Origin of the sequence: Rhizobium sp. BK049 (assembly GCF_014193135.1) — a bacterium.
In the GTDB taxonomy this organism is placed as follows: domain Bacteria; phylum Pseudomonadota; class Alphaproteobacteria; order Rhizobiales; family Rhizobiaceae; genus Rhizobium.
In genome coordinates, this window is record NZ_JACHYV010000020.1 from 21,124 (window position 1) to 47,682 (window position 26,559).

At 61.9% G+C, this 26,559-nt stretch carries 28 protein-coding genes and 1 pseudogene; 7 read left to right on the plus strand and 22 right to left on the minus strand.

Features of this window, described 5'->3' with window-relative positions; all coding sequences use genetic code 11:
- Nucleotides 1-200: 200 nt before the first annotated feature.
- From FHT70_RS20140 to FHT70_RS20155, 4 genes are all read right to left on the minus strand, one after another.
- Nucleotides 201-1,307 (minus strand): ABC transporter ATP-binding protein, encoded by a 1,107-nt coding sequence (locus FHT70_RS20140; RefSeq protein ID WP_183704353.1) that lies wholly within the window; start codon nucleotides 1,305-1,307, stop codon nucleotides 201-203.
- A 4-nt stretch (nucleotides 1,308-1,311) separates the two neighbouring features.
- Nucleotides 1,312-2,256 carry a carbohydrate ABC transporter permease gene (locus FHT70_RS20145; protein ID WP_183704355.1) on the minus strand — a complete coding sequence of 315 codons (945 nt, stop codon included), beginning with the start codon at nucleotides 2,254-2,256 and terminating at the stop codon, nucleotides 1,312-1,314.
- A complete protein-coding gene (locus FHT70_RS20150; RefSeq protein ID WP_097599962.1) occupies nucleotides 2,249-3,154 on the minus strand; it encodes a sugar ABC transporter permease in 906 nt (301 codons plus the stop codon). Before FHT70_RS20150 ends, FHT70_RS20145 begins: the two co-directional genes overlap by 8 nt.
- Before the next feature lie 151 nt (nucleotides 3,155-3,305).
- Entirely contained in the window at nucleotides 3,306-4,538 is a 1,233-nt protein-coding gene (locus FHT70_RS20155; RefSeq protein ID WP_183704357.1) for an ABC transporter substrate-binding protein, read from the minus strand.
- Between the two features lie 453 nt (nucleotides 4,539-4,991).
- On the opposite strand from FHT70_RS20155, the gene FHT70_RS20160 reads away from it, so the two are divergent.
- From FHT70_RS20160 to FHT70_RS20175, 4 genes and pseudogenes are all read left to right on the plus strand, one after another.
- Nucleotides 4,992-6,035 carry a LacI family transcriptional regulator gene (locus tag FHT70_RS20160; protein ID WP_183704359.1) on the plus strand — a complete coding sequence of 348 codons (1,044 nt, stop codon included), beginning with the start codon at nucleotides 4,992-4,994 and terminating at the stop codon, nucleotides 6,033-6,035.
- 734 nt (nucleotides 6,036-6,769) lie between these two features.
- The gene (locus FHT70_RS20165) at nucleotides 6,770-7,384 is read left to right on the plus strand and encodes a C39 family peptidase (protein WP_183704360.1); all 615 of its coding nucleotides are present in this window, start codon (nucleotides 6,770-6,772) and stop codon (nucleotides 7,382-7,384) included.
- Between the two features lie 33 nt (nucleotides 7,385-7,417).
- Nucleotides 7,418-8,494 carry a D-alanine--D-alanine ligase family protein gene (locus FHT70_RS20170; protein WP_183704362.1) on the plus strand — a complete coding sequence of 359 codons (1,077 nt, stop codon included), beginning with the start codon at nucleotides 7,418-7,420 and terminating at the stop codon, nucleotides 8,492-8,494.
- 3 nt (nucleotides 8,495-8,497) lie between these two features.
- Nucleotides 8,498-9,042, plus strand: a pseudogene (locus tag FHT70_RS20175) (AAA family ATPase).
- Between the two features lie 342 nt (nucleotides 9,043-9,384).
- On the opposite strand, the gene FHT70_RS20180 reads toward FHT70_RS20175, so the two are convergent.
- The 4 genes from FHT70_RS20180 to gndA form a co-directional block, all read right to left on the minus strand.
- Nucleotides 9,385-10,002 carry a class I SAM-dependent methyltransferase gene (locus tag FHT70_RS20180; RefSeq protein WP_183704363.1) on the minus strand — a complete coding sequence of 206 codons (618 nt, stop codon included), beginning with the start codon at nucleotides 10,000-10,002 and terminating at the stop codon, nucleotides 9,385-9,387.
- A gap of 85 nt (nucleotides 10,003-10,087) precedes the next feature.
- Nucleotides 10,088-10,597, minus strand: coding sequence for a GNAT family N-acetyltransferase (locus FHT70_RS20185; RefSeq protein ID WP_183704365.1), 510 nt, complete (start codon nucleotides 10,595-10,597; stop codon nucleotides 10,088-10,090).
- A gap of 14 nt (nucleotides 10,598-10,611) precedes the next feature.
- Complete coding sequence (locus FHT70_RS20190; protein ID WP_183704366.1) at nucleotides 10,612-11,106, minus strand: N-acetyltransferase; 495 nt, start codon at nucleotides 11,104-11,106, stop codon at nucleotides 10,612-10,614.
- 168 nt (nucleotides 11,107-11,274) lie between these two features.
- A complete protein-coding gene (gene gndA / locus FHT70_RS20195) occupies nucleotides 11,275-12,726 on the minus strand; it encodes an NADP-dependent phosphogluconate dehydrogenase (protein ID WP_183704368.1) in 1,452 nt (483 codons plus the stop codon).
- A 206-nt stretch (nucleotides 12,727-12,932) separates the two neighbouring features.
- Here gndA and FHT70_RS20200 point away from each other — a divergent pair, with 206 nt between their 5' ends.
- From FHT70_RS20200 to FHT70_RS20210, 3 genes are all read left to right on the plus strand, one after another.
- On the plus strand, nucleotides 12,933-13,724 hold the full coding sequence (locus FHT70_RS20200) for a helix-turn-helix domain-containing protein (RefSeq protein ID WP_183704370.1): 792 nt from the start codon (nucleotides 12,933-12,935) through the stop codon (nucleotides 13,722-13,724).
- A 68-nt stretch (nucleotides 13,725-13,792) separates the two neighbouring features.
- Nucleotides 13,793-14,191, plus strand: coding sequence for a polyketide cyclase (locus FHT70_RS20205; RefSeq protein WP_085778463.1), 399 nt, complete (start codon nucleotides 13,793-13,795; stop codon nucleotides 14,189-14,191).
- Nucleotides 14,192-14,551 (plus strand): VOC family protein, encoded by a 360-nt coding sequence (locus FHT70_RS20210; protein WP_085778464.1) that lies wholly within the window; start codon nucleotides 14,192-14,194, stop codon nucleotides 14,549-14,551.
- Nucleotides 14,552-14,659: 108 nt separating this feature from the next.
- Here the strand turns inward: FHT70_RS20210 and FHT70_RS20215 are convergent, their stop codons facing one another.
- The 14 genes from FHT70_RS20215 to cobA all read right to left on the minus strand — a co-directional run bounded on the left by FHT70_RS20215 (nucleotide 14,660) and on the right by cobA (nucleotide 26,345).
- A complete protein-coding gene (locus tag FHT70_RS20215; protein WP_183704372.1) occupies nucleotides 14,660-15,352 on the minus strand; it encodes a PAS domain-containing protein in 693 nt (230 codons plus the stop codon).
- 179 nt (nucleotides 15,353-15,531) lie between these two features.
- A complete protein-coding gene (locus FHT70_RS20220; protein ID WP_183704374.1) occupies nucleotides 15,532-16,467 on the minus strand; it encodes a lipid A biosynthesis lauroyl acyltransferase in 936 nt (311 codons plus the stop codon).
- Nucleotides 16,468-16,473: 6 nt separating this feature from the next.
- Entirely contained in the window at nucleotides 16,474-17,502 is a 1,029-nt protein-coding gene (locus FHT70_RS20225; protein ID WP_097599971.1) for a zinc-binding dehydrogenase, read from the minus strand.
- 56 nt (nucleotides 17,503-17,558) lie between these two features.
- Complete coding sequence (locus tag FHT70_RS20230; protein ID WP_097599972.1) at nucleotides 17,559-18,845, minus strand: beta-ketoacyl-ACP synthase; 1,287 nt, start codon at nucleotides 18,843-18,845, stop codon at nucleotides 17,559-17,561.
- Nucleotides 18,846-18,855: 10 nt separating this feature from the next.
- The gene (locus tag FHT70_RS20235) at nucleotides 18,856-20,061 is read right to left on the minus strand and encodes a beta-ketoacyl-ACP synthase (protein ID WP_097599973.1); all 1,206 of its coding nucleotides are present in this window, start codon (nucleotides 20,059-20,061) and stop codon (nucleotides 18,856-18,858) included.
- Nucleotides 20,058-20,540, minus strand: coding sequence for a 3-hydroxyacyl-ACP dehydratase FabZ family protein (locus FHT70_RS20240; RefSeq protein WP_097599974.1), 483 nt, complete (start codon nucleotides 20,538-20,540; stop codon nucleotides 20,058-20,060). The genes FHT70_RS20235 and FHT70_RS20240 overlap by 4 nt, the downstream gene beginning before the upstream one ends.
- Before the next feature lie 117 nt (nucleotides 20,541-20,657).
- Nucleotides 20,658-20,936, minus strand: coding sequence for an acyl carrier protein (locus FHT70_RS20245; RefSeq protein ID WP_003540486.1), 279 nt, complete (start codon nucleotides 20,934-20,936; stop codon nucleotides 20,658-20,660).
- A gap of 52 nt (nucleotides 20,937-20,988) precedes the next feature.
- Nucleotides 20,989-21,198 (minus strand): hypothetical protein, encoded by a 210-nt coding sequence (locus FHT70_RS20250; protein ID WP_183704376.1) that lies wholly within the window; start codon nucleotides 21,196-21,198, stop codon nucleotides 20,989-20,991.
- A gap of 150 nt (nucleotides 21,199-21,348) precedes the next feature.
- Nucleotides 21,349-21,777: a L,D-transpeptidase gene (locus FHT70_RS20255; protein ID WP_183704378.1), complete on the minus strand. Its 429-nt coding sequence runs from the start codon at nucleotides 21,775-21,777 to the stop codon at nucleotides 21,349-21,351.
- Nucleotides 21,778-21,927: 150 nt separating this feature from the next.
- Nucleotides 21,928-22,128 carry a hypothetical protein gene (locus FHT70_RS20260; protein WP_064803200.1) on the minus strand — a complete coding sequence of 67 codons (201 nt, stop codon included), beginning with the start codon at nucleotides 22,126-22,128 and terminating at the stop codon, nucleotides 21,928-21,930.
- A gap of 92 nt (nucleotides 22,129-22,220) precedes the next feature.
- Nucleotides 22,221-23,201 carry an adenosylcobinamide-phosphate synthase CbiB gene (cbiB, locus tag FHT70_RS20265; RefSeq protein WP_183704380.1) on the minus strand — a complete coding sequence of 327 codons (981 nt, stop codon included), beginning with the start codon at nucleotides 23,199-23,201 and terminating at the stop codon, nucleotides 22,221-22,223.
- Nucleotides 23,201-24,205 carry a threonine-phosphate decarboxylase CobD gene (cobD, locus tag FHT70_RS20270; RefSeq protein WP_183704382.1) on the minus strand — a complete coding sequence of 335 codons (1,005 nt, stop codon included), beginning with the start codon at nucleotides 24,203-24,205 and terminating at the stop codon, nucleotides 23,201-23,203. Before cobD ends, cbiB begins: the two co-directional genes overlap by 1 nt.
- Complete coding sequence (locus FHT70_RS20275; protein WP_097599977.1) at nucleotides 24,202-25,509, minus strand: cobyrinate a,c-diamide synthase; 1,308 nt, start codon at nucleotides 25,507-25,509, stop codon at nucleotides 24,202-24,204. Before FHT70_RS20275 ends, cobD begins: the two co-directional genes overlap by 4 nt.
- Entirely contained in the window at nucleotides 25,506-26,345 is an 840-nt protein-coding gene (gene cobA, locus FHT70_RS20280) for a uroporphyrinogen-III C-methyltransferase (protein ID WP_183704384.1), read from the minus strand. The genes FHT70_RS20275 and cobA overlap by 4 nt, the downstream gene beginning before the upstream one ends.
- Between the last annotated feature and the right edge of the window lie 214 nt (nucleotides 26,346-26,559).

Here is a 26,559-nt window from a genome sequence, read left to right on the forward strand (position 1 = left end):
GGCCGACTTGGCGCCCTTTTCTCTCCGCTGGGGAGAAGAGAGGTGTAAGCAGCGCCTTGGTCTCCTTCAGTCCACCGCACTCTCCGCCATCCTCGGGCTTAACCCGAGGATCCAAACCGCATCCATCAGCAGCAGCGGGCATAGATCCTCGGGTCGAGCCCGAGGATGACGGAGTATCTCCGGCCCCATCCGCAGACTCGTTAGAGACGCAGCTCACTCTCGGCATCGAACACCGAAGCTAACGCCATGTCGAAGCTCAGCTTCACCTTGGCGCCGACGTCAAAGCGGCGTGCGCCGTTGACGCGGACCGACATCGTGTGGCCCGCATGTTTCAGCCACAGAAGATTGTCAGCCCCCATCGGTTCCTCGATATCGACGGTAGCGTCATGTTCTTCGCCGCCGGCATTCTCGTTGACCTTGATGTGTTCGGGGCGGACGCCGAGTACCACCCTGCGGCCGGGCTGCAGCGTCTCGTTGGCGCCATAGGCGGCGAGCGAGAAGTTGACGCCGTTTGCGGTAAAAGCGATGCCGTCACCTGTTTTGACCAGTTCGCCGCGCAGAAAATTCATCGACGGCGAGCCGATGAAGCCGGCGACGAAGAGGTTGCGCGGCCGGTTGTAGATCGTCGTCGGGTCGTCGAGCTGCTGTATGATGCCGCTCTTCATGATGGCGATGCGGTCGGCCAGCGTCAGCGCCTCGATCTGGTCGTGCGTCACGTAGATCATCGTGTTCTGTAGCGACTGGTGCAGGCGCTTGATTTCGACACGCAGTTCTGAACGCAGCTTGGCGTCGAGGTTGGACAGCGGCTCGTCGAACAGGAAGACGTCGACATCGCGCACCAGCGCCCGGCCGATTGCCACGCGCTGGCGCTGGCCGCCGGATAGTTCGGCGGGCTTGCGCTTCAGGAGCGGCTGGATCTGCAGGATTTCGGCCGCACGCGCCACGCGTTTGTCGATCTCGGCCTGCGGCACCTTGGCGACGCGAAGGCCGAAGGAGAGGTTCTTCTCGACGGTCATCTGCGGATAGAGCGCATAGGACTGGAAGACCATGCCGATGCCGCGATCCTTCGGCTCTTCCCAGGTGACATTCTTGCCCTTGATGAAGATCTGCCCTTCCGAAGCGTCGAGCAGGCCGGCGATGCAGTTGAGCAAGGTCGACTTGCCGCAGCCGGACGATCCGAGCAGCACCAAGAATTCGCCGTCGTTGATCTCAAGGTTGAGATCCTTGAGCACGCTGACTGATCCGAAGTTCAGCGACAGATCTTTGATTGAGACGCTGGAATTGGAGACAGTTGAATTCATGTTCATGTGATCACCCCTTCACTGCGCCAGCGGCGATGCCGCGAACGAAAAGCCGCCCGGAGACGAAATAGACGATCAGCGGCACCAGACCGGTGAGGATCGTCGCTGCCATGTTGACGTTGTATTCCTTCACACCCTGGACGGAATTGACGATGTTGTTGAGCTGCACGGTCATCGGATAAGTATCCGGCCGGGTGAAAACCACGCCGAACAGGAAGTCGTTCCAGATGCCGGTGACCTGCAGGATCATGGCGACAACGAAGATCGGCAGCGACATCGGCAGCATGATCTTCAGGAAGATCTGCCAGAAGCCCGCCCCGTCGACGCGCGCCGCCTTGAACAGTTCCTCCGGCAGCGACACGAAGTAGTTGCGGAAGAGCAGCGTCAGGATCGGCATCCCGAAGATCGAATGCACGATGACGAGGCCGGTCAGCGTGCCGTAGATGCCGATTTCACGTAGGATGATGACGATCGGATAGATCATCACCTGATAGGGAATGAACGCTCCGATGATCAGGATCGAGAAGAAGAGCTCCGAACCCTTGAAGCGCCAGTTTGCCAGCGCATAGCCGTTCACCGAAGCGATGGCGATCGAGATGATGACAGACGGCACCGTGATGCGCACCGAGTTCCAGAAACCGCGCGAAAGGCCGTCGCAGTTGAGGCCCGTGCAGGCCTCCGCCCAAGCCTTGACCCAAGGTTGGAAGGTGATCTCCACCGGCGGCGAGAAAATGTTGCCGAGACGGATCTCCGGCATGCCCTTCAGTGAAGTCACGACCATCACATAGAGCGGCAGCAGATAATAGAGCGCTGCAACCGTCAACGTTCCGTAGAGCATGATGTTGCGCGCTGACAGCGTCGGGCGCGGCTTCGGACCGCTCGGCCCGTCGCCGAGCCTCCGTGAGACGGCGTCGAGGCCGACAGCCGTGGTGTTGAGAGTTTCGATATCAGCCACGCTTGCGCCCTCCTCCGAACTCCAGATAGGCCCACGGAACGATGATGATCGCGACTGTGACCAGCATCATCGTCGATGCGGCGAAGCCCTGACCGAGATTCTGCGCCTGGAACATGTAATCGTAGACGTATTTGGCCGGCACTTCCGATGATATGCCGGGACCGCCCGAAGTCTGCGCCACCACGAGGTCGTAGACCTTGACGATGCCGGAGGCGATGATGACGATCGTCGTGATGAACACGGGCCGCATCATCGGAATGACGACGAGCAGGTAGGTCTTCCACATCGGGATGCCGTCGACGCGGGCCGCTTTCCAGATATCCTCGTCGATGCCCCGCAGACCGGCAAGCATCAGGCACATGACGAGGCCCGTTCCCTGCCAAAGCGCCGCGATCAGAATCCCGTAGATGACGATTTCGGGCGTATAGAGCGGATTGAAGGTGAAGCTTGTCCAGCCGAGCGAACGCACCACCGACTGGACGCCGAAATCTGGGTTCAGAACCCACTGCCAGACGAGACCGGTCACGATGAAGGACAGCGCGAAGGGGTAGAGAAAGATGGTGCGAAAAGTGTTTTCGAAACGGATCTTCTGATCCATGAGTGCGGCGAGCACAAATCCGATGACCAGGCTGAAGATCAGCGAGAGGACGCCGTAGAGCGCCAGATTTTCGATCGCAGTAACCCAGCGGGGTGCCGCCCAGAGACGGTGATACTGGTCAAAGCCGACGAAGCTCAACCGCGGGAGGAGCTTGGAATTGGTGAAAGAATAAAAGACCGTCCAGAACGTGCCGCCGACAAAGATCACCAGCGCTGTCAGGATCATTGGGATGGACGCAATCTTGGCGTTCAGATTGCGCAGTAACTTGTTTGGCCGGCCTGCTTGCGCTTGACCCGTCATGAACACTTCTCCTCAAATCGCAGCTGCGGCCGGTCACGGCCGTCTCTCACCCCTGCCCGCTGGATCGGCCGGATGGGCCGGCAAGACCATCGAAACTTGCGGGAGGATCCGGCTCCGCGGAGCCGGATCGCAAGGGCAGTGAATCTGCCGATCAGTCAGCCGAGGCGATGATTTCGGCGAAACGCTTCTGCGCGGCCTCCGGCGTCATCGACGGGTTGGCGAAGAATTCGGAGAAGAGGTCCTCCTTCTGCTTCTGGCTGTCGGCCGAAAGCAGCTGGTCGGTGCCCTGGATCACATTGCCCTTCGCCAGGATGTCGAGACCCTTCTTCATGCAATCGTTGGCGGCGGCAAGATCGACGTCGCCACGAACCGGCAGCGAACCCTTCTTCAGGTTGAAGGCAACCTGGGTCTTGGGATCGAGCAGGGTTTTGGCGAGCACGGCCTGTGCCTTGGACTTTTCCTCATCCTTCAGCAGCGGGAAATAGAAGGCGTCGCCGCCGGTCGAGATGATCTCGTTGACGCCGAGGCCCGGAAGGCAGGTATAGTCGGTGCCGGCCTTCTGACCGGCGAGTGCGAATTCGCCCTGCGCCCAGTCACCCATGATCTGGCCGCCGGCCTTGCCCGTGATGACGAGATTGGTCGCCTGGTTCCAATCCTGGACATTGCTGCCCTTGGACATGCGGCGGGCGTCGTCGGCAGCCTTGAAGACCTTGGCGATCTCGGGTCCGGCGGCGACCTCTGCATCCTTGTCCTTGAAGACCTTGTTGAACACGTCCTTGCCGGCGACCGCGACCATAAGCACGTCGAAGGCGCCTGTCGCCTGCCATGGCTGACCGCCGACAGCGAGCGGAATGATACCGGCCTTTTCGAGAGCCGGAGCGGCAGCGACGAATTCGTCCCAGTTCTTCGGAACCTCGACACCGGCCTTCTTGAAGGCAGCGTTCGAAAGCCACAGCCACTGCCAGGAGTGGATGTTGACCGGAGCGCAGTAGATCTTGCCGTCGATCGTGCAGGAATCGAGCAGGCTAGACGGACGAATAATGTCCTTCCAGTGCTCCGCGGTCGCGACATCGGTCAGGTCGCGCATCAGGCCCGCCTGGACAAGCTCTTCCGCCTGGCGGCCATGGTTGAACTGGGTGGCGCCCATCGGGTCACCGCCGGTGATGCGGCTGATCATGATTGGGCGCGCAGTTCCGCCGGAACCGGCGATAGCGCCGTCGACCCAGTGGTTGCCGGTGGCGTCGAATGCCTTTGCCAGCTCGGCGACAGCAGCGGACTCGCCGCCGGACGTCCACCAATGGGTGACTTCAAGGTCGGTGGCGCTGGCGCTGATCGGAAGTGCTGCTGAAGCGGCGAGCATAGCCCCCATCATACGGATTTTCATGAGTTCTCCTCCCTCACTGAAACGTTGCCGGAAAAACTTAGATCAATCGATTTCCCCACGCAACTGCCCGCCGGCAAATTTTTCTTTAAAGATCCATATTGCGACTTCTGGCTGCTTCAGAAGAACCCTCCACACCCGGCAAACCGGCAAATGGGCAGACTTTTCCGCACCTGCTTCCTCCGATTATTCATTTGATATTGAACGTAAATTTTAAGATTCTAGCGTCGAGCCTCGCGCTGCCTTTTTCGCAGCTGCAGAAAATATCTGCAAGTACGGCCGATTCAACCTATGAGAATGATACTGCGACGCACACAAGAAAAACCGCTCGACATTTCTACTGTATCGTTACAGATTGAATTCCTCAGGGAGGCGCGATTTTGGCAGGCGGTGGGCTTACCGCGCCTGAAAAAGCCTCTATAAGCGAGACCAATTCGCGCAAGGCGGCCTACAGGGATGGAAAACAAGGGAAATTTCGGACAGGCGACATCGACGGCGGTGACGCGCGAGCGTCCGACATTGAAGACGATTGCCTTCATGACCGGCCTCGGCGTGACAACGGTATCGCGTGCGCTGAAGGACGCGCCGGATATCGGCGCCGAAACCAAGGAGCGGGTGCGCATGGTCGCCCGCCAGCTCGGCTACCAGCCGAACCGGGCGGGCGTGCGCCTGCGCACCGGCAAGACCAACGTCATCGCCCTTGTCCTCAGCATCGACGAGGAGATCATGGGCTTTTCGAGCCAGATGGTCTTCGGCATATCGGAAGTACTGTCCGGCACGCCCTATCATATCGTCGTGACACCGCATTCGCACAGCAAGGACCCGATGCTGCCGGTGCGCTATATCCTCGAGACCGGCTCGGCCGACGGCGTCATCATCTCCCGCATCGAACCGGACGATCCGCGCGTGCGGCTCTTGTCCGAGCGCGGCATGCCCTTTGCCACGCACGGGCGCACCGATGCAGGTCTCATCCACCCCTTCCACGATTTCGACAACGAGGCCTTCGCCCATCAGGCGGTGGAACGCCTTGTCAAACGAGGCCGGCGCCGCATCGCCCTGCTGCAGCCGCCGAGTAAGCTCACCTATTACGCCCATATCCGCATCGGCTTTCAGACCGGCCTGCACGACTACGGCGCTGAGGAGGTGCCGTTGCGCGTCAACACCGACGCACCGCTTGCCGATATCCGCGACATCGTCGAGGTGATGATGCGCTCGGCCAATGCGCCTGATGGCATCGTCTGCTCGGCCGGCAGCGCCGCGATCGCTGTCAATGCCGGCATAGAAGCCGCCGGCAAGGCGCTCGGGCGCGATCTCGACATGGTCTCCAAGCAGTCGGTGCCGATCCTCAACTGGATCCGCCCCGAAATCATCACCGCTCAGGAGGACGTGCGTCAGGCCGGCCGCGAAATGGCCAAAGCCGTCATCGCCCGCATCGACGGCGTCGAACCCGAACTGCTGCAGAGTATCAGCCAACCGATCTGGCCGGAAAACACCAGATAGGGCGATGGCGGAATACGAGCGGAGAAAAGCCGCGGCGCGGCTGACTGGCGGCTGCGGTGTAGTTCACCGGCCGTTAGTGGTAAAACCCGCCCGTGGCTACTCTCGGCCAGAGGCGGACTGCTCAGTCCGAATGAGACGGAAATTTAAACCCTGCCCATTCAACCCGTTCCTGCCAGTCCGGAAGACCAGCAGATCGGAAACGGTCAATCTGTCTGTGCTTCCGAGCAATTTGGCGCGGGTCACCACCATCCCTTTTCAGGTGACGTAGCTGCTCACGGGCGACCCAGAGTGCGTCACGCCAAACTTCTTCTGAAATCCATTTGCCACCCATGGCTTTCTACCTGTTATTTTCATCCCTGTATCGATACACGAGACCACATTGTCCGCTACTGGCGCGCAAACGGACCATCGCCAGATCGCAATGATCGGCTTTCATCGACGTCAAGGCCGACCTGGAAACCCTGTATCAACCTCGCCTGCATCCCTCGATCCGCTCCTCGCCAATTGCTCCTGCACAGCCTTGATCTTCGGATTGCAGCCCTCGCCGCGGCGTCGCGTGATCGAGTGGATGCCGCGAAAAGCAGGTGGGGCAAGCGGTTTGACGATCACCCTGCCGCGGAAATCGCGAAGCGCCAGGCCCGGCACCACCAAAATCGAGCGGCCGGCTTCGACAAGCGCGAAAAAAGCCTTGATTGCCAGCCATCCCGCAGGTGAGCCACGGGGGAATCGACAGAATGCATGAAAGCAGCGTGCCTTATTTCAGCCAATGGGAAACGCCCGGCATGACGCTGCCTGTGCTGGCCGAGGGATCGCAAGCGCTGCTCAGCGACCCGCTCTGGCGCCATTCGGGAGCCGTGACAATCGAGGAATATGCGTGCTGGGCGGTGAATATCTGCGGCATGGCCTGCCTGAAGATGATCCTTGCTGCGCGCGGTGAGATCCATCCTACTCTCGAGCTTGCCCGCGCCTGCACGGTTTACGGCGGCTATGTCGTCAACGAGATCGAAGGCTCGATCAAGGGACTGATCTACGCCCCCTTCGTCCGCTTCGTGAGCGAACGTTTCGGCCTCGGCGCCGAGACGATGACCAATGTCGAGACGTCAGCCATCCCGGAACTTTTGTCGAAACGCCGCTTCTTCATCGCCTCGGTGCATTCGGCCATCCGCTGGCCGGAGCACGAGCCGCCGGCAAAGGGCGGTCATCTCGTGCTGGTGACATCAGCCTCGCAGGAGACGATCCGATTCCACAATCCGTCCGGCCATGACGCGGCGAGCCAGGCCGATGTCGCGCTGCCGCTTGCCGTCTTCGATCGTTTCTTTGCCCAGCGCGGCATATCGATCGAGGCCTGATCTCTCAGACATCCCACCGCTTCGGAGGCTTTCATGACCCCTTCTCCCAACAGGCTGCGCATCGCCGTGCTCTTCGGCGGGCGTTCGGCCGAGCACGAAGTTTCCATCCTCTCGGCGACCAACGTGATGGCCGCCCTGGAGCCTGAGAAATACGATGCCTTTCCCGTCTTCGTCACCCGCGAGGGACAATGGCTGCTGAGCAGCTTCGAGGACGGCAGGCTCACCACGCCCTCGTCAGGCACGGAAATCTGCCTCATGCCGGGCGGCCGCGGGCGCATGCTGGCCACCCCCTCTCATGGCGCGCCGTATGAATTGCCAAAAATCGATGTCCTGTTTCCCGTGCTGCACGGCCCGCATGGTGAGGACGGATCGGTGCAGGGCGCAGCTGAAGTGGCGCGCGTGCCGCTCGCCGGCTGCGGCATCCTCGGTTCGGCCACGGCCCTTGACAAGGACATCGCCAAGCGCCTGCTGCGAGCGGCAGGCCTGCCGGTGGCGCGCGCCGTGACGATCCATGAAGGCGCCGCCCCTTCACTCTCCGCGCTCGAAGGCGAACTCGGCCTGCCGCTCTTCATCAAGCCGGCACGGCAGGGATCGTCGGTCGGCGTCGCCAAGGTCCATGCCAGCCAGGAATTCGCCGCAGCGCTCGAGCAGGCCTTCCGCCACGACCGCACTCTGCTCGCCGAGGAATTCGTCGCCGGCCGCGAGATCGAATTCAGCGTGCTCGAGGATACCGACGGCAAGCTCTTCGTCTCCCGCCCGGGCGAGATCGTGCCGGCCGAAAGCCACGGCTTCTACAATTACAACGCCAAATATATCGATGAGAACGGCGCCGCCTTGAAAGTGCCGGCCGACCTGCCGGCGGAGATCGAGGCCGCCATGCGCGACGTGGCCGCACGGGCTTTCCGGGCCGTCGGCTGCGACGGCATGGCACGCGTCGATTTCTTCCTGACATCGGACATGCGCTTCGTCATCAACGAGCTCAACACCATTCCCGGTTTCACCGATATCAGCATGTATTCCAAGGCAATGGCGGCAAGTGGCGTCGGCTATGCCGAGATCATCGACCGGCTGGTGGACCACGGAATGGCGCGCGCCCACAGGGCAGGCTAGTTCATGAACAGGTCGGTTCTGATTTCCGGATGTTCCGGCGGCGGAAAATCGACGCTGCTTGCTGAGCTTGGCCGTCGCGGTCATAGGATCGTCGAAGAGCCTGGCCGGCGGATCGTCAAGCAGGAGCTCGAGAGCAGTGGAACCGCCCTGCCCTGGATCGACGCGATTGCCTTTGCCCGCCGCGCGATCGAGATGGCGATGGCCGACTACACGGCAGCGCGCGAATGGACGGGCTGGACGTTTTTCGACCGCGGGCTGATCGATGCCGCCTCGGCCTGCAGCACATGACCGGCGAACCGGTCCTGGAACGAATGACCGCCGCCCATCGATATAACGGAAGCGTTTTTCTGACGCCGCCATGGCCCGAGATCTACACGACCGACCCCGAGCGCCGCCATGGCTTCGAAGAGGCCGTCGCAGAATATGATCGGCTCGCCGCGACCTATCCGACACTCGGTTACGAGGTCGTCATACTGCCAAAAATCGGGGTTGCCGAACGGGCCGATTTCATCCTCGATTGCCTTGGGGCGAGAGCTTTTCCGGGTTAGATTGAAGCATTCTGTTGGCTCAAACGGAGTCGGATGGTCGACCGGCCGGCGCGTATCGTAGCCCAGTTCTACGGCCAAGCCGGCCGGTCGATCAGGCGGCCCGTTTCAGCCAACCCTCCCGCAGATTTGCCTGGCAAATCTGCAAGACTTCAGAATCGCCGGACGCACTTATCGCTTCGCCACAGCGAAGCGGTGCGGCCGGTGGGCCGGGCATCTCTAGCCAGGATCAAAGGCGATCGGCTCGGACGTACCTTGGGGTATGCCCGTCGCCAATCGCCTTTACCCTGACGAAAACCTGCTCCGGCAGAATGCTTCAATCTAGCCCGGAAAGCTCTAGTCGCCTTAACGCCGACGAAAGACGCACCACTGAAACGACTGCCGGCCCCCGGCAGGCGTCCTATGCTCCTCACGCCACTCGCTTTCCAGGACGAATGCGGAAGAGAATTCCGACGCGAGCGCCGCCGCATCGTAACGCTGAACCGGCAGACCGCTGCACCGCTCCGGCCCGTCAGGTGCGAAGGTGGCGATGATCACGACGCTGCCCGGCGCCGTGCCGGTTTCCAGGGCGCGGCGATAGGCGATCCGCTGCTCCGGCTCGGTGAGGAAATGAAAGACGGCGCGGTCGTGCCATATGTCGTAGCACCGCCCTGGTCGCCATTCGGTGACATCGGCCATGAGCCAGGCGACCCGGGCGGCGTCACCATGCAGCCGTGCCTTGGCGACATCCAACGCCGGCGCAGCGATATCGAGAACCGTGAGGTCGGACCAGCCGCGCTCGAGGAGACGGTCGACAAGGCTCGACGCGCCGCCGCCGACATCGATCAGCGCGGCCGTAACCGGCACATGCAGCTCGTCAAGCGCCTTGAGCGAAGGCGCGGGCGTCGGCTGATACCAGCTGACGTTGTCAGCCGCTTTCGTGCGGTAAACCTCGTCCCAATGTTCCTGTTTTGCGGCCGTCATCCGCTATTCCCATTTCTTGCAGCACCGATCCTGACCTATCAAGATGTAAGGATTGAGACATGCCTCGATCGCTTACCGCCCGGTCTTAGGAAGCTAGGTGACGATAGACGAGATCGGCAGGATCAGTTCGAGGCGCTGCCGGATCAAGACGCGCCCCCAGCCGTTCGGCAACGGCAACGGATGCAGAATTGTCAGGCGCGATATAACTGACGAGCGACGACAGTTTGAGCGTCTGGAAGGCCCAGTCCCGCAGCGCCGAAGCCGCCTCGGTCGCATAGCCGCGGCCCTCGAAGCCGTCAAAAACGAACCAGCCCAGCTCCTTTTCCGGAAAGAGCGGCCCATGGTTGATCCCCACCTGGCCGATGCATTGGCCGGTTTCGCTGAGGTCGATCATCATCGCGCCGTGCCCGAAAAGCTGCCAGAGAGCGACGTCGTGACAGAACATCCCCCACGCCGCCCGCAGATCAAAGGGGCCGCCCATCCCGGCGGACCGTGGCGAGGCCATTATCCGGGCGTAGGCATCGAAGTCGTCGATGTCAGGCATACGAAGCTTCAGACGCTTGGTTCGGAGGCTAATAGCGCCCGCCTCTGACATGTCTCGCCCTTCCGCTAGTTTTCGAACGCCGGAGCGAACCGAAGCACCCCGCTTGGCGCCGGTCCGTGAAAAACAATCCGCTGCACGAGCCGCGTATCGAGATCATGATATGTTAATTGGCCGTCGCTGCTGAAGCCCGCCCCGCTGTAGACCTCGGGATTGCCGATCAGCGCGCACCCCCTCGCGCCCATCTCCTTCAGCAATTCGAGCCCCTTCGCCGTAAGCGCCCTTCCGATGCCCTGCCGCTGTCTCTCCAGCGTGACCGCTATCGGCCCCAGCCCGAACCACCCGTCATGTACTCCGTTGACCGTCACCGGCGAGAACGCGACGTGCCCCAGGATCTCGCCATCCTCCTCGGCAATCAGCGATATCGCCAGATCGCCGCTCAAGCGAAGCCTCCGGATGATCTCCGCTTCCGTACCCTCGCTATAGGGCATCGGCTTGAAGGCGGCCGAGGTCAAATTCTGAATCGCTTCGATATCGGCCGGCGTCTCGTATCGGATGAGCATTCCTTTAGTTCTCCGGAACGGTCTTCCGCAAATGCTATGAAGGGAAAGTCGGAAATCAACAAGCCAGTTTGCACAGGCAGAAACAACACAGTTGTCGGGTCAGGCAGCGATCTCACAAGAAAGCCCGGCGCAACGGCCGGGCTTCCTCGATGTCTTTCTCCGCAAACCTCAGAAGGTCGCAGCACCGCTGCCCCAGGGGCCGTGGTGGAAGTCCTTGCCATCGAGGCGGTCGAAGCCGTGAGCGCCGAAGAAGTCGCGCTGGGCCTGGATGAGGTTGGCCGTCCCCCTGCCCTGGCGGTAGGCGTCGAAATAGCTGAGCGCCGAGGTCAGCGCCGGCACCGGCAGGCCGGCGGCGAGAGCGGCGGTCACGACGCGGCGAAGCGCCGGGATCGATTCCTTGACCATGGATGAGAAGGCCGGCGTGACGATGAGGTTCGCCGCATCGGGCGCATCGGTGAAAGCCTTGGTGATCTCATCGAGGAACTGCGAGCGGATGATGCAGCCGGCACGCCAGATCTTCGCGATAACAGGCATCGGCAGCGACCAGTTGAACTCCTTGGAAGCTTCCGCCATCACGGCGAAGCCCTGCGCATAGGCGCCGATCTTGCCGGCAAACAGTGCCAGTTCCAGATCCTTATTGAGCTCGGGCCCGTAGGCGGTCGGGAAGACGCTGCCGAGATTACCGAAGATCTTTTCGGCGGCTTCGCGCTCAGACTTCATTGAGGAGAGGCTGCGGGCGGCAACCGCGGCTTCGATCGCCGTTGCCGGAATGCCCATGTTCTGCGCCTCGATCGCCGACCACTTGCCGGTGCCCTTCTGGCCTGCCTTGTCCAGGATCATGTCAACCATCGCCCCCCCGGAGACGGGATCGCTCGCCGCAAGCACCTTCTCGGAGATCTCGATCAGATAGGAGTTCAGTCGGCCCTTGTTCCACTCGCCGAAGATGCCGGAGATTTCGGAGGCGCTCTTGCCGAGACCGTCTCGCAGGATGCCGTAGATCTCGGCGATCATCTGCATGTCGGCATATTCGATGCCGTTATGGATGGTCTTGACGAAATGGCCGGCGCCGTCGTTGCCGAGCCAGGCGACGCAGGGCTCGTCATTGTAGCGGGCGGCAATCGAAGTCAGCACCTTCTCGACGCGCTTCCAGGATTCCTCCGTGCCGCCGACCATGATCGACGGGCCGTGGCGCGCACCCTCTTCGCCGCCGGAAACCCCCATGCCGATGAATGTCAGTTCCGTATCCTTGAGGCGGTCGAAGCGGGCGACGGTGTCGCGGAAATTGGCGTTGCCGGCATCGATCATGATGTCGCCCTTGGCAAGATGCGGGCGCAACGCCTCCATCTGCTGGTCGACGGCGTCACCGGCCTTGATCATGATGATGATCGGACGCGGCGGCCGGATTGCATCGACGAACTCCTCGATGGTCTTGCAGGGAATGATCTGCTTCTTCAGATCGCCGGCGGTTTCGTAGAATTCGTCGGTTTTCTCAGGCGTGCGGTTGAAGACCGCGATTTTATTGCCTTTCTCCGCGATGTTGAGCGCCAGGTTGGAGCCCATGACCGCAAGGCCGATCAGTCCGATTTCTGCCTTTTCCACGACAAACCTCCGATGTGTCATTTGGACCGGTGTTGTGGCACTGTCTCGCTCAAACGGCAAGTCTCGCGAGGGTCTAATCGGTTCGCAAAAGCCATTGAAATGCAGCTTTGATCGTCTGACTTGTCCGACAACTTTTCATCTGCAGCCCGATCCGGAAGCCGCAAAATATTCGCGATCGCCCGTACTGCCCTATCTCATGTTATCATGCGGACCTCGGGAGATATCGTTTGGTTTCGAAAAGACGAAAAGACATGGCGCTGCTTGCGGCCCGCGCCGGCCGCTACCGCGAATATGCGCCGCCGCCAGCGCTACGGCGCCATTTCAGCTGCCTCTGGTCGCATACACTTAGGGACGGGGCGGCGGCGACGGTGGCGATCGTGCCGGATGGCTATTGTGATCTCCTCTGGATGGACGGGCGGCTTGTCGTCGCCGGTCCTGACCGGATCGCGGCCTTCCCGATCATAAGGCCGGGCGCGACCGTCATCGGCGCGCGCTTTGCGCCGGGCGCCGCAGCATCCTGGCTGAAGACGCCGCTCTCGGCGCTGGTCGGCCTGTCGGTGCCGCTTGCCGATATCGGACGGAAGGATACGAGCGAATTCGAGGCGCGGCTGCGGGATTGCCCGGATCCCGCGGCCGCCGCGACGCTGTTCGGCCGTCTGCTTGAAGGGGCCGCGCGCGATGAGGAGGAGCCCGCCCAAGACGCCGCCGTGATCTTCGCCGCCGCCGACAGCGGCCGCCCAACCTCCGGCCTGCCCGACCAGCTCGGGATGAGCGAAAGGCAACTGCGCCGCCGCTGCCACCATCATTTCGGCTATGGCGCAAAGACACTGGAACGCATCCGCCGGTTCCAGCGTTTCCTCGACCTCTGCCGCAGGGTGGACACGATGCAACTCGCCCGCATCGCGCTCGAAGCGGGCTTTGCCGACCAGGCCCACATGACACGCGAGGTCGCAGAACTCTCGACTCTCACCCCTGCCATCATTCTTGACCAACTCGGCAAGCGGGAAGGATCCGGCTGACCGTTTTGTTCAAGACACCGCCGGCCGGCCTTATTATTCAGGGAAACCCAAATACAAGGACCTGCACCATGGCGACAATGCCTGCAAAAATCATCCACCAGTCGATCGAGCGCGACTGGCGGGATGTCTACGACTTCGCCCGCAAGCCGGAGAACATGCCGCTCTGGGCCTCCGGCCTTGCCACCGGTTTCGAGCCCGACGGCGCCGACTGGATCGCCCACGGTCCCCTCGGCACCATCAAAGTGAGCTTCGTTCCCGCCAATGAATTCGGCGTGATCGATCATACGGTGACGATCGAATCCGGGCTCCGGGTTTATAATGCCCTGCGCATCGTACCGAACGGCGATGGCTGCGAGGTCATGTTCACGCTGCTGCGTCTGCCCGGCATGACAGATGCGCAATTTGCCGCTGATGCCGCGCATATCGAGAAGGATCTCGTCATGCTGAAAGCCCTGATGGAGAGATAGATGTCTGAAAACTCCGAACACAACGACCGCCGCATCGACTATGTTGAATTCAACGTCTCCGACATCGCCGCCGCCAAAGCCTTTTACGGCTCGGCCTTCGGCTGGCGTTTCACCGATTACGGCCCGAATTACTGCGAATTTGACGACGGCCGGCTGAAAGGCGGCTTCACCGATTTCGGCCCCGTCCGGCCGGGCGGCCCCCTCGTCGTCGTCTACGCCAGGGATCTGGAAGAAGTGCTGACTTCGGTCGAAAGGGCCGGCGGCACGATCTGCCGGCCGATCACCGATTTTCCCGGCGGCCGCCGCTTCCATTTCCTCGACCGCGACGGCTACGAGCTCGCCGTCTGGGCGACGGCGTAAATTAGAGCAATTCCAGCAAAAGTGTGCAGCGGTTTTGCGTCCGGAGTTGCGTTAAAACAAAGAGATAGAACAATTCCGTGGTTCGAAGAAAAACGGAATTGCTGTAGACTACCGATCCATCACGATCAGAGCGCCGATGACAATGCCGCCCGCATCGCGCAGCGGCGACATGCGACAGCGCACCTGGCGGGATACGCCGCCGCCGGTCCGGCGCTCATAAGTGTAGTCGACCTCCCCGCCGGCAAAACAGATGTCCAACTTATGCTTGGCGCATTCGGCAAATCGTTCCTCGCCGATGAATTCGGAAAGGTGACGCCCGATCAGTTCCATCGGCCTCCTGTCCAGATGGGCACTGTTGGCCGCGTTGGAATAGAGGTAGCGGTAGTCCCTGGTCAGCACCGCCACCCGATCCGGCAGGCTTTCGAGGATCGCGGCGTTGAGGAAGTGGCCATTGTCGGTGTCGGGCACATAGGCTGCCGGCGGCTCGATGCGCACATCCTGCGGCGAAGGCACCCGCCAGTCCGGCGCATGCGTGCCGAAATAACAGTCGAGCAGATAGGAAAGCACCGCCGCATGTTCTCTGACACTGGCGCTGTCGTCCGCGTCCCGGGCGACAAGATGGCTGACGAACTGCAATTGCATGTAGACTTCGAGCAGATTGGCCGCCCGGCAGGCCAGGATGGCCTCGACCAGCGGCTCGACATGACGGTCGAGCAACATGACGCGCTGATCGTCGCCTTGGCGTATGGCTTCCTCTATTTGCGCGCAGCGCAAGGAAAAGGCTCGAAAAAGCTCCAGCAAGACGCCTCCCACTCCCATTGTCCCAAGTGGCGTGTCCAAATTGTGTGGCTGCATTTCCCAAATGCGCCCTGAGGTGGATATTATTCTCGCCTTGGTAGTGACGGCTAACATGAAGTTTACTCGTTTTCAATCCGAGAGCACCTGCCGCTTTTCACCGCTGATAAATCAGGGTTTGATTTTCAAGGCGCGAGCGTCTTCTTGATCTGCCAGCGGTCGTGATACCAAAGCCACTGTTCCGGATATTCCCGCACCCAACTTTCCACCTTGTCATTGAGTAGCTGGGCGGCGGCAGGCAGGTCGAGATTGCCTTTGGCGTCGCGCGGCATCTCCAGCCGCGGCTCAATTTCCAGCCGGTAGCGATTCTCCGGAAGGCGGATGCAGCGCGCCGGATAGACCTCGCAATCGAACTGGCGCACCAGCTTCGGCAACAGCGGATTGGTCTTCACCTCTCGCCCGAAGAAGGTGCCTTTCAGCCCCTTGCCGAATTTCTGGTCGACGAGCACGCCCACCCCCTGGCCCGCCTCCAACTGGCGTGCGAGCGCGAAGGAGGAGCCGGCATGCGAGGGCACCAGCTTGCCCATGCGCGCACTGCGGAAGTCGAACACCTTCTTGGCGACATAGGGATTGTTCGGCGGCCGGAAAAGTACGGTGACGGTGAGCCCGAAGGCCGCGCCCGCCACCGGCAGCAGCTCGAAATTGGCGGTATGGCCGGTAAAGACGATGAAGGGGCGCGGATTGTCGCGCAGGTCGAGGAAGATGGGGATGCCCGACACCTCCACCCTGCCCGGCTCCGGCCGTTCGGGGTCGTAGTCGAACAATTCGTCGAGGAAGACGTATTCGGCCGCAAACCGGCCCATATTTCCCCAGCTGCCGAGCGCGATCTCTTCGATCTCGGCCTCGCTCTTCTCAGGGAAAGCGTTGCGCAGATTGACAAGCATCAGTCTATGACGGCGCGTCCGCCGGCCGAGGCGGCGCATCATCCGGTCGGCGAAGCGAATCGCGCCATCGGCCGGAAACAGCTTCAGCACATTCAGGAAGCCGAACATCACCTGCGCCACCAGCCATTGCTGGAAATTCCTGAGCGCCAGAACGACCCGGGTAATGAACAGCTTCACGTGAGGTCAGTCCATCTTCAGAATGATTTTGCCGAAGATCTGGCGCGATTCCATCCGCTCCAGCGCCCGGTCGATATCGTCGAATCCGACTTCGGTGTCGATGACGGGATGGACGAGCCCGCGACCCATCTTCTGCATCGCATCGGCCATGTTCTCCATGCGGCAGCCGAACGAGCCGAGCAGCTTCAGTTGCTGCTGAAACAGCATCATCAGGTTCATCTCTGTCGAGACGCCCGAGGTCGAGCCGCAGGTGACGAGACGCCCACCCCGTTTCATGCAAAGCATCGATCCCGCCCAGGTGTCCTTGCCGACATGTTCGAAGACGACGTCGACGCCCTTCTTTTTGGTCAGCTTGCGCACCACGCCTTCGAAACGGTCGGTGCGGTAGTTGATGACGTGATCGGCGCCGAGCGCCTTGGCCCTCTCGATCTTGTCATCGGAACCGACCGTGGTAATCACGGTGCAGCCGATCTTCTTGGCAAGCTGGATCGCCGCAGTACCAATGCCGGAGCCGCCGGCATGAACGAGGATCGTTTCGCCGGGCTCGAGCTTGGCATTGTCGAACAGCATATGCTCGACCGTGCCGAAGGTGACGGGTGCCAATGCTGCGCCGATCGCATCGACACCGGGGGGGGCCGGAACCAGCAGACGCGCCGGCAGGTTCACCTTTTCCTGCGCGAAGCCGTCGAGATGGAAGCCGTGCACGCCGGAGACATGTTCGCAGAGATTGTCGCGGCTTTCGCGGCAGGGACGGCAGAGGCCGCAGGTGCGCGCGCCGTAGATCGAAACCAGCTGGCCCGGCAGGACGTTGGCGACACCGGGACCGATCGCCTCGACGACACCGGAGGCTTCCGCGCCGATGACGAGCGGCATCTTGCGCTTGGCGAAAGCCATGCCGCGCCAGCCCCAGACGTCGATATGGTTGAGGGCCACCGCCTTGACGCGCAGCGTCACCTCGCCTGCAGCGGGTGCGTCCGGTTCCGGCAGGTCGGTGATCTCAAGCTTGCGGTCATCGATCAGTTGCAAAGCGCGCATGGCAAAATCCCTCGCCTCGAAGGCGTTCGTCTCGTCTTAAATTTGTCGGGAACCGCTTAAGCCGGTTCGAGCGCCATGACAAGGCTGGCATTCTGCCCGCCGAAGCCGAAGGAGTTGGAAAGAACGGCCGAAACCTGGGCTTCCCGCTTCTTGTTCGGCACGACATCAAGCACGATCGACGGATCGGGATTGGTGTAGTTGATCGTCGGCGGCAACGTGCCCGTCAGCATCGTCTGCAGCGAGAACACCGCTTCGACCGCACCCGCTGCCGTCAGCGTATGGCCGATCATCGATTTGTTCGACGAGACGGGAATGCCGACGAGTCGTTCGCCGAAGACAGCCGACATCGCGCCATATTCCATCTTGTCGTTTTCGGGCGTCGAGGTGCCGTGCGCATTGATGTAGCCGATGCCGCTCTCGTCGATGCCGGCGTCGGCAAGGGCCGCGCGGATCGTTGAGATAGCCGGTCCGCCGTCGGGCGAGGAGCGAGTGCGGTGGAAGCTATCGGCCTTGTCGCCGGCGCCCTTCATGATTCCGAGCACCCTGGCACCGCGGGCGACCGCCGCTTCCAGCGATTCCAGGACCAGCGTCGCCGCACCCTCGGCGATGACGAAGCCGTCGCGGTCCTTGCTGAACGGCTTGGAGGCCTTGGTCGGCGGATCGTTCTGCGTCGAAAGAGCCGACAGAAGCGAGAAGCGGATCAGCGCTTCGGCGCTGAGCGACCCATCGGTCGCAACCGTCAAAGCGCGATCGGTGCGCCCCTGACGAATCGCCTCGATGCCGAGCTGGATCGCGGTGACGCCGGAAGCGCAGGCCGTCGACAGCGTCACGGGAAGGCCGCGCGTGCCGAACCGGTCGGCCAGACGCTCGGAAATCGCACCGAACAGCGCCGCCTCGTGGAAGGCCGGGTCGGGCCGCTGGCGCAGCGCCGTCAGGAAGCGCTCATAGGCGTCGCCTGGATGGTCGGCGGCCGGCGAACGGTCTGCAAGTTCGAAGCGGGCGCTCCATTCCGGCTCGATCGGCGGCGCGGCAAGGAACAGCGGACCGTTGAAATCGCCTGAAAGACCCGCGTCGGCAAATGCTTCGATGGTGGTCTCGCGGGCAAAGGCATAGGAACGCTCGACGGCGTTCGGCACCGGAATTTCGATGAAATCGACTGTGCCGGCGATGCGTGTCGACAGGCCTTCGGTCGGAAAGCGGTTGATTGCGTGGATACCAGAGGTGCCCGAGGAAAGGGCCGCCCAGTTGTCCTTCAGGCCCTGGCCGAGCGAGGTGATGATGCCCATGCCGGTCACTGCGACGATCGGTCGGCCGAGATGATCTCTGTAAGCGGAAGCTGTCATATCTCTCTCCTCACGCCTCTGCGGAAAGAACGGCGACGCCCTCGCCGCGCTGATGTCCGACCGTAGTTACGACAGCCGCCTTCGTTCCCGCCTTCATCGGCGCTTCATGGGCGGCGTCGAAGGGCGGAACCTTGGCCTCGGCATCGATTGCAAGGGCTGCGAGCGCCAGCCCTAGCGGGAATTGCGCTTCGATCGTGTGACCGGAAACGCCGCCGAAGCCGCGGATCGCCGCACCCGGAAGCTGATGTTCCAGCACCGCCTTTTCGCGGGCGGCGATCTCGTGCATGCCGGTCGAACCGGAGAAGATCGCCATGCTCTCTGCCGGCAGCTCGGCGGCAGGCTTCAGCAGCCGTTCCATCCGCACTTCGAAATTGCCGGCAGCGCGGTTGCCGCGATCGCCTTCAACGGCGCTGATCGTCGCATAGATGTGCGCGCCGCGCTCTTCCGCGTGCTTGCGCGATTCCAGCACCAGGAAAGCGCCGGCCGAACCGGTGATCATGCCGCCGCCCTCGAGGTCCGAGCGCGACCAGAGCGGCGCCCATTCGCCGCGCGTATGCGCGCCGATCGCTTCAGTGAGCAGGATCATGTCCGGACGCTCGGCAGCAAAGGCGCCGCCGACCAGCGCATGGGTGGATTCGCCGGAGCGAATGCGCCAGAACGCCGTCTCGACGGCGGAAACACCCGACGCTTCTTCGCCCATGAAGGTCCGCGAGGAGCCGGTGACCTTGTGAACGATGGAGATATTGCCGGCAAGCAGATTGGAAAGCTGCGCCAGGAACAGCGTCGGCCTCAGCTCCGTTGTCAGCTTCTCATTGAGCAGCAGTTCGCGGTCGTTGCGCTTCAAGCCCTCGTCGACGATCAGCGTGTCGACGTTGATGTCGCGCTCGCCGCCGCCGGCCGCTACGATCATGTCCATCGTGCCGCAGGCCTCGATATTGTCCTTGAATCCAGCATCGTCGAGCGCAAGACCCGCGGCGAAGACGCCGATGCGCTGCCAGTTTTCCATCTGGCGCTGGTCGCCGCGCTTGGCAATCTGCTGCGACCAGTCGATCTCAGGCAGCGGATGCACCGGATAGGGTTTGAATTTCTCTGTCTCGACGATCGCCCTCGGCGTGCTGTCGGCCGAAAGCAGCGCGACATGCGCCTCCTTGCCGACGCCCTGACAGGTAACGATACCGACGCCTGAAATGACGACGTCGTTTGCGGCCTTGCTCATCCAACCACTCCCTGCGCTGCGATCGCTTCGAGAAGCCCGACCTCGCCGGCGCGTTTTTTCACGATATCGCCGAGCGGAACTTCGCTGAAGGGCATGGTGCGCAGTTTCAGCTGCGCATCGCAGACCTTCTTGCCGCCGCTGGTGATCTTGGCTTTGGTGACCGCAAAACCCGACCCGTCATGCTCCAACACCGCCTCGATATCGAGCACGGCTTCCGGCTCGACGAAGGTGCGCATCTTGGCGCCGTCGACCGACATCAGGAAGGGCATTGCGGCAAAGTCGGTGGCGGCAAGCACCAGCATGCCGGAGGCCTGCGCCATGGTTTCGATCAGGAGCACGCCGGGAACGAGCGGCATACCGGGAAAATGGCCTTCGAAGACGGGGCTCTTGGCCGGCACGACGGATCGCGCCGTCAGCGTAGCCTTCTTCAGGTCCACCGCTTCGACGCGGTCAATCATCTGGAAGTATTCCAGCAGCATTCGGATCCTCCGGCCCGGAAGGCCAAATCCGCCCGCCGGTGACGCCTAATTAGGAACGAAACCGCCCGGCCGCCATAGTCAGGGCGGCAGGGCGTTCGAAAAAGACTGATGTGTCGCTCAGGCCTTGGCCGCTTTGAGCTCGTCGATCTTGGCACAGAGGTTCTTCAGCACGAAATATTCTTCGGTGGAAACCTTGCCTTCGTTGACCTCCTGCGTCCACTTTTCGAGCGGAATCTTGATGCCGAATTCCTTGTCGATCGCAAAGACGATATCGAGGAAATCGAGGCTGTCGATACCGAGGTCGTCGATCGTATGGCTCTCCGGCGTGATCGTGGCGCGATCGATCTCGCTGGTTTCTGCAATAATGTCGGCAACTTTATCGAATGTAGCGGTCACGCGCTGTACCTCATGAAATGACGATTTAAACCCCCTCATAGGCAAATCCTTTTCAAAAGCCAATGCTTTCGTCCGGGCGTCGCGGCAATTTGACAATAAGGTGTTGCCTAAACAGCAATAGAACGCCGGCGAGTGCTGGCGCCGAAAACAGGATGCGGCTGCCCAACATCCGCACCGGTCTTTGATCTGAATCAAATAATGCGCGCCGGCATTTGATAATCATCAAGCTGCGCTGGAAGGAATTGCGATCGCGTTCCAGCATGTCCGGCTTTTTAAAGGATCGCGACGATCGACGTTGCCAGCATTGAGATTTTTGAGACAGGCACGCCCGTTGCACGTCTTTCCCGCCAGGCGCGGCACGGCGTCGTCTGCGGTCCGACGCCGAATTCAGGTTTCACGCGCTGATCCGGGATCAACGCGTGATGACGACGCGGGTATTGGCAAGACCTGCCTGCCGCGCCAGTGAGAAGAACTCGGCCGCATTGTCGGGATGCAAGCGAACGCAGCCATGCGAGGCCGGTGTGCCGAGACGCTTCAGATCGAAGGTGGCATGAACGGCGTAACCGCCGCTGAAAAATACAGCATACGGCATCGGCGCATTGTCGTATTTGCGCGAACGGTGATCGCGCGACAGCCATTTGGCGCTCCAGGAGCCGGTGGGCGTGACATAACCATTGCGCGCGGTCGAAACCTTCCAGCGATATTTGACGAAGCCGTCCTCGGTGACGGTCATCGTCTGTTTGCCGATGCTGATATTGGCAACCAGCGTTGCTGCTTCAGCGGCAATTGGAGAAAACTGCAGCAATAAGCTTACCGCCGCGGCGGCAAAAATCGTCTTCATGATAATCCCTCTTCGCACCCGCGCATTTGATTGCGCCCTCACGCCAGAGAGACTACGACGATACTTGATTATATAGCTTTAACCCGAATGGTAATCACAATTCTAACAGGGCAATGACGGATTTAAGCGCCGCAGGACGACCGCTCCGCCTCACTGAAGCTTGCGCGCCGCCGGCCTCTGCTTGAGCTGCTGATAGGCCTTGTTCATCCTTTCGCGGATGGAGGCCATGGTGCCGAGATTATGGCCGCAGGCCGCGCAGCTTATGATGTCCGTCTCCCGGATCTCCGGACGCTCGAATTTCATCTTGGTGCTTTTGCACTTCGGGCACGGTAGTTCAACCTGAACTGTCATCGCTCTGCTTCCGGTCTGATGGATATGAGGCGTTTCGCATAAACGTTTGGGGCGGGACTGTCCACTGCGGCGTGAGCTCTACCGCAAGCCCCTCACAGAAAGCACAAAAACAATCCGAACGTCACGCCGGCAAGCACCATGCAGCTCGCCTGATACACTGAGACCCCGTTTTCGATGTCGCCGGATGTCGCGACATCGCGTCCGGGATTGTTGATCATCGGCTCGGTAACGAGCACACCGCCATAGATGCGCGGTCCTGCGAGCTGGACATTCAGCGCACCAGCCATTGCCGCTTCCGGCCGGCCGGAATTCGGCGAACGGTGCAAGCCGCCGTCGCGCATAGCCACCCGGATCGCCTCGCGGCAGGCGCTGGTGCCGCGCCGGATCCAGGCGCCTGCAGCAATCAGCAGGATCGAAAGGCGCGCGGCCGGCCAGTTGGCGAGATCGTCGAGCCGAGCGGCCGCCCAGCCGAAATCGATATATTTTTCCGATCTATGGCCGATCATCGAGTCCGCCGTGTTCAGCATCTTGTAAGCGAAAAGCCCTGGCAGGCCGAAGATAGCATACCAAATCGCCGGCGCGACGACGCCATCGGAGAAGTTCTCGGCAAGGCTTTCGATCGCAGCACGGCAAACGGCCGGCTCATCCAGCGTCTCGGGATCGCGCCCGACAATGCGGGAGACGGCGGCCCGCCCACCGGCAAGCCCCTCCTCGCGCAGGGCGACGGCAACGGCAGTGACATGGTCGGCAAGGCTCTTCTGCGCCAGAAAGATCGCCACCAGTCCGGTCTCCAGCAGGATGCCGCCGAGGCCGAACAGCGCGAAAAACCGGTTGAACACGAAGCCGGCCGCCACGGCGAGCAGCAGCAACGCCAGGATGGCGGCAACGCCGTTCATCCGCCGTTGATGCCCCGTAAGGCTTGAAGGATTGAGCTGCTGGTCGGCATAGGAGATCACCGCTCCGAACATCGCGACAGGATGCGGCACGCGCGACCAGAGCCATCGCGGATCGCCGACGATCCGGTCGAGCAGCAGCGCCAGAAGCAGCACGAGAAGGTTTAGGTCGATCGTCATCACTCAAATCTCTGAAGGACTTCGCCAAGCCGCCGGTCCGCCGCCGGATCGGGCGCCAGCCCGAAACGCAGCCATCCGGGCGCATAGTCGAACTTGCGGACGAGAATATGATGCCGGCAGAGATGCGTGTAAATGTCGCTCGCCCTGGCATCGTCGACAAGGGCAAACAACCCTGTTCCCCCTGCAATCCGGAGCCCGACCCCGCCCAGCACCGCACGAAGCCCGGCGCTGCGTTCATCGATAAGCCGGCGGATGAAAGAAACGTCCGAACGCAGCAGCGAGCCTGCTATCGAAAGCGCCGGCCCGGAAACCGCCCAGGGTCCGAGCCACTCCTCGAAACGCTTGAGAATGTCGTCACGTGCAATCACAAAACCGAGCCGCAGGCCGGCGAGCCCAAAAAACTTGCCGAAGGAGCGAAAGATCACCAGGTTTGAGAGCCTCTGCGCGACGCCCGCAAGACTCAGCGCTGGATCGGTATCGCCGAACGCCTCGTCAACAACGAGAAGCCCATTGACCGCCTTCATCCTCTCGTGCAGTCCGATCAGCGTCTCGTTCGGCCATGTCAGCCCATCGGGATTGTTCGGATTGACGACGACGGCAAGCCGATGCTCGGTTCCGATCGCAGCGACATCATCGACGGTGTCGACCGCAAAACCGGCCGAAATAAAGGCGCGCGCATACTCGCCGTAGGTCGGCGCCACGACGGCGACCCTGGCGCCCTCCCCCTTTGTCAGCAACCGCGGCAGAAGCTGGATCACCGATTGCGTTCCGGGCACCGGCAGCGGCAGGATCTGGCCGCTCCCGTAGTAATCGCGCGCCGCCCGCCTTGCCTCATCGACCAGATGGCTGTCCGGCAGGCGGTGCCAGGCCCTTGTCGGGATTTCCGGCAGGGCAGCCGGGCACGGGTTGATCCCGGTGGAAAGGTCGAGCCAGTCCTCCGGCCTGCCGCCAAATGCGGCAGCAGCGGCAGTAACTCCGCCACCATGGACGATCGGCGCGCTCACGCGGCAATCCCGGCGAGATCGATCAGATGCATGTAGGAACCCGCAACCTGCCCGCGCCGGAGCCCCGCCCGGCCGAGATCGGTTCCGATCGCATCCCGGACCTGAAACAGCCGCTCGCCCTCGCCTTCGGAAATGAGGCTGGAATAGTGGAACTCATGCGCCGTCATCGCCCGCTGAAAGATTGCACCGTCGAGCGGCATGACGTGACGATAACCGAGATGGCGTTTGCGCGCGGCATAGCTGGTGACGACGGGCAGCAGGCCGAGCATCTCGTGACGCTTGCCCTCTGCGTCAATCAGCCCTTCGCCGAGCACCATGTAGCCGCCGCACTCGCCATAGATCCGGATGCCGCGCGCCGCCGCATCGAGGAGGGCGACGCGGAAATTGGGCGCTTGGGAGAGCGTTCCGGCATGCAGCTCGGGATAACCCCCGGGCAGATAGATCGCATCGGCGTCGGCAGCAGGCGCCTCGTCGGCAAGCGGCGAGAAGAAGGAAATCGAAGCCCCCCGCCGCCGCCAGCCAAGCAGCATATGTTCATAGGAAAAGGCGAAAGCGATATCGCGGGCCACTGCAATGCGACTGCCGAGCGGCGGCAGACGATCGATATTGGCAGCCGACGGTCGGTTGAGGCCCTGCCTCGCGATGCGCAGCAGAAACTCGAAATTGCATTCCTCGGAGACGGCATCCGCCGCATGCTCGATGAAACCTTCGAGGCTCGGATGTTCACAGGCCTGAACAAGGCCGAGATGGCGATCCGGCAAGGCAAGCGCCTTGTCGCCGCCGATCACGGCGATCACGGGCATCCGGATCGCCTCGAGCGCCTGACGCAGCATCGCCTCGTGCCGTTCGCTGCCGACCTTGTTGAGGATGACGCCGGCAACGCGGACATCGGCGCGGAAACCGGCAAAACCCGCCACCAGCGGCGCTATCGATTGCGACATGCGCGAAGCGTCGACGACCAGCACCACGGAAAGGCCGAGCTGGGCGGCCAGATCCGCTGCCGTCCCCTTGCCGTCGGCCGCCCCATCGAACAGTCCCATCATCGCCTCGACGACGAGAATGCGGTCGCCGGAGCGATGCAGCGTCGCATTGGCCGAGATCAGCTCCGGCCGCATCGCCCAGGGGTCGAAGTTCAGGCAAGGCGTGCCGCTTGCCGCCGCATGGAAGGCGGGATCAATATAGTCGGGGCCGGCCTTGCCCGGCGCGACCGCGATGCCGCGCCGGCGAAGCGCCCTCAGGAGCCCAAGCGTCACCGTCGTCTTGCCGGCACCGGAGGAAGGAGCTGCGATCAGGAGGCCGCTCATGCCCGCACCTGGCCGGACTGGCGGAACGGATCAGGCTGCAAGCGTCGTCCGGCGAGAGCGCCGACCCAGTCGAGCGAGGCCCGCAGCCGCACCACCTCGCCGACGACGACCACCGCCGGCGGCTCGAGACCGGAGGCGGTCACAGCCTCGGTCGCCTGCCCGAGCGTCGTCTCCAGCACCTGCTGCGCGCCTGTCGCCGCATTGCAGACGAAAGCTACAGCCTCGGACGGCGAGCGGCCCGACGCAATGAGATTGGCGCTGATCTGGGCGATATGCTTCATCGCCATATACATGACGATCACGGGCGAACCCTTGCCGATCGCTTCCCAGTCGATTCTGTCGGGCACGATGCCGGAGGAATCATGGCCGGTGAGAAAAGTCACCGCATGATTGATCTCGCGATGGGTCACCGGAATGCCGGCATAGGCAAGCCCGCCGATACCGGCGGTGATCCCCGGCACAATGCGGAAAGGGATATTGTGCTCGACCAGCGTCAGCGCCTCCTCCCCGCCGCGCCCGAAGACGAAGGGATCGCCACCCTTCAGCCGCAGCACACGCTTGCCGGTGTGCGCCAGTTCCACCAGGCGCAACGAAATATCCCGCTGCTTGGCTGAGGGTTTGCCGCCGCGTTTGCCGGCATATTCGAATTCGGCGCCGGGGTGCGCAAGCCTCAGACAGTCCTCATTGACCAGCGCGTCATGGACAATCACATCGGCCTCGGCGAGCCCCTTGGCGGCCAGGAGCGTCAGCAAGCCCGGATCACCCGGACCGGCCCCGACGAGCCAGACGCTGCCCGGCTCCAATGCCGGCAAATGGGAGAATGCGCTATTCGACATTTTGTTGATCTAGGCCCAGCGAGGGCCAAGGTCAACGCCGCCCGCGCTGCCTCACTTGAAGTTGCTGAGATGACGATGACTCACCTTCCAAACAAGCTGATTCAATATCGCAAGAAAGCGACACAACAGTGTGGATATATTATAATATACCCAAACGAGACCGCCCGCTGCACCGACGGCTGACAAAGTCGTCCAACTCCTCTTCGTCATGGTC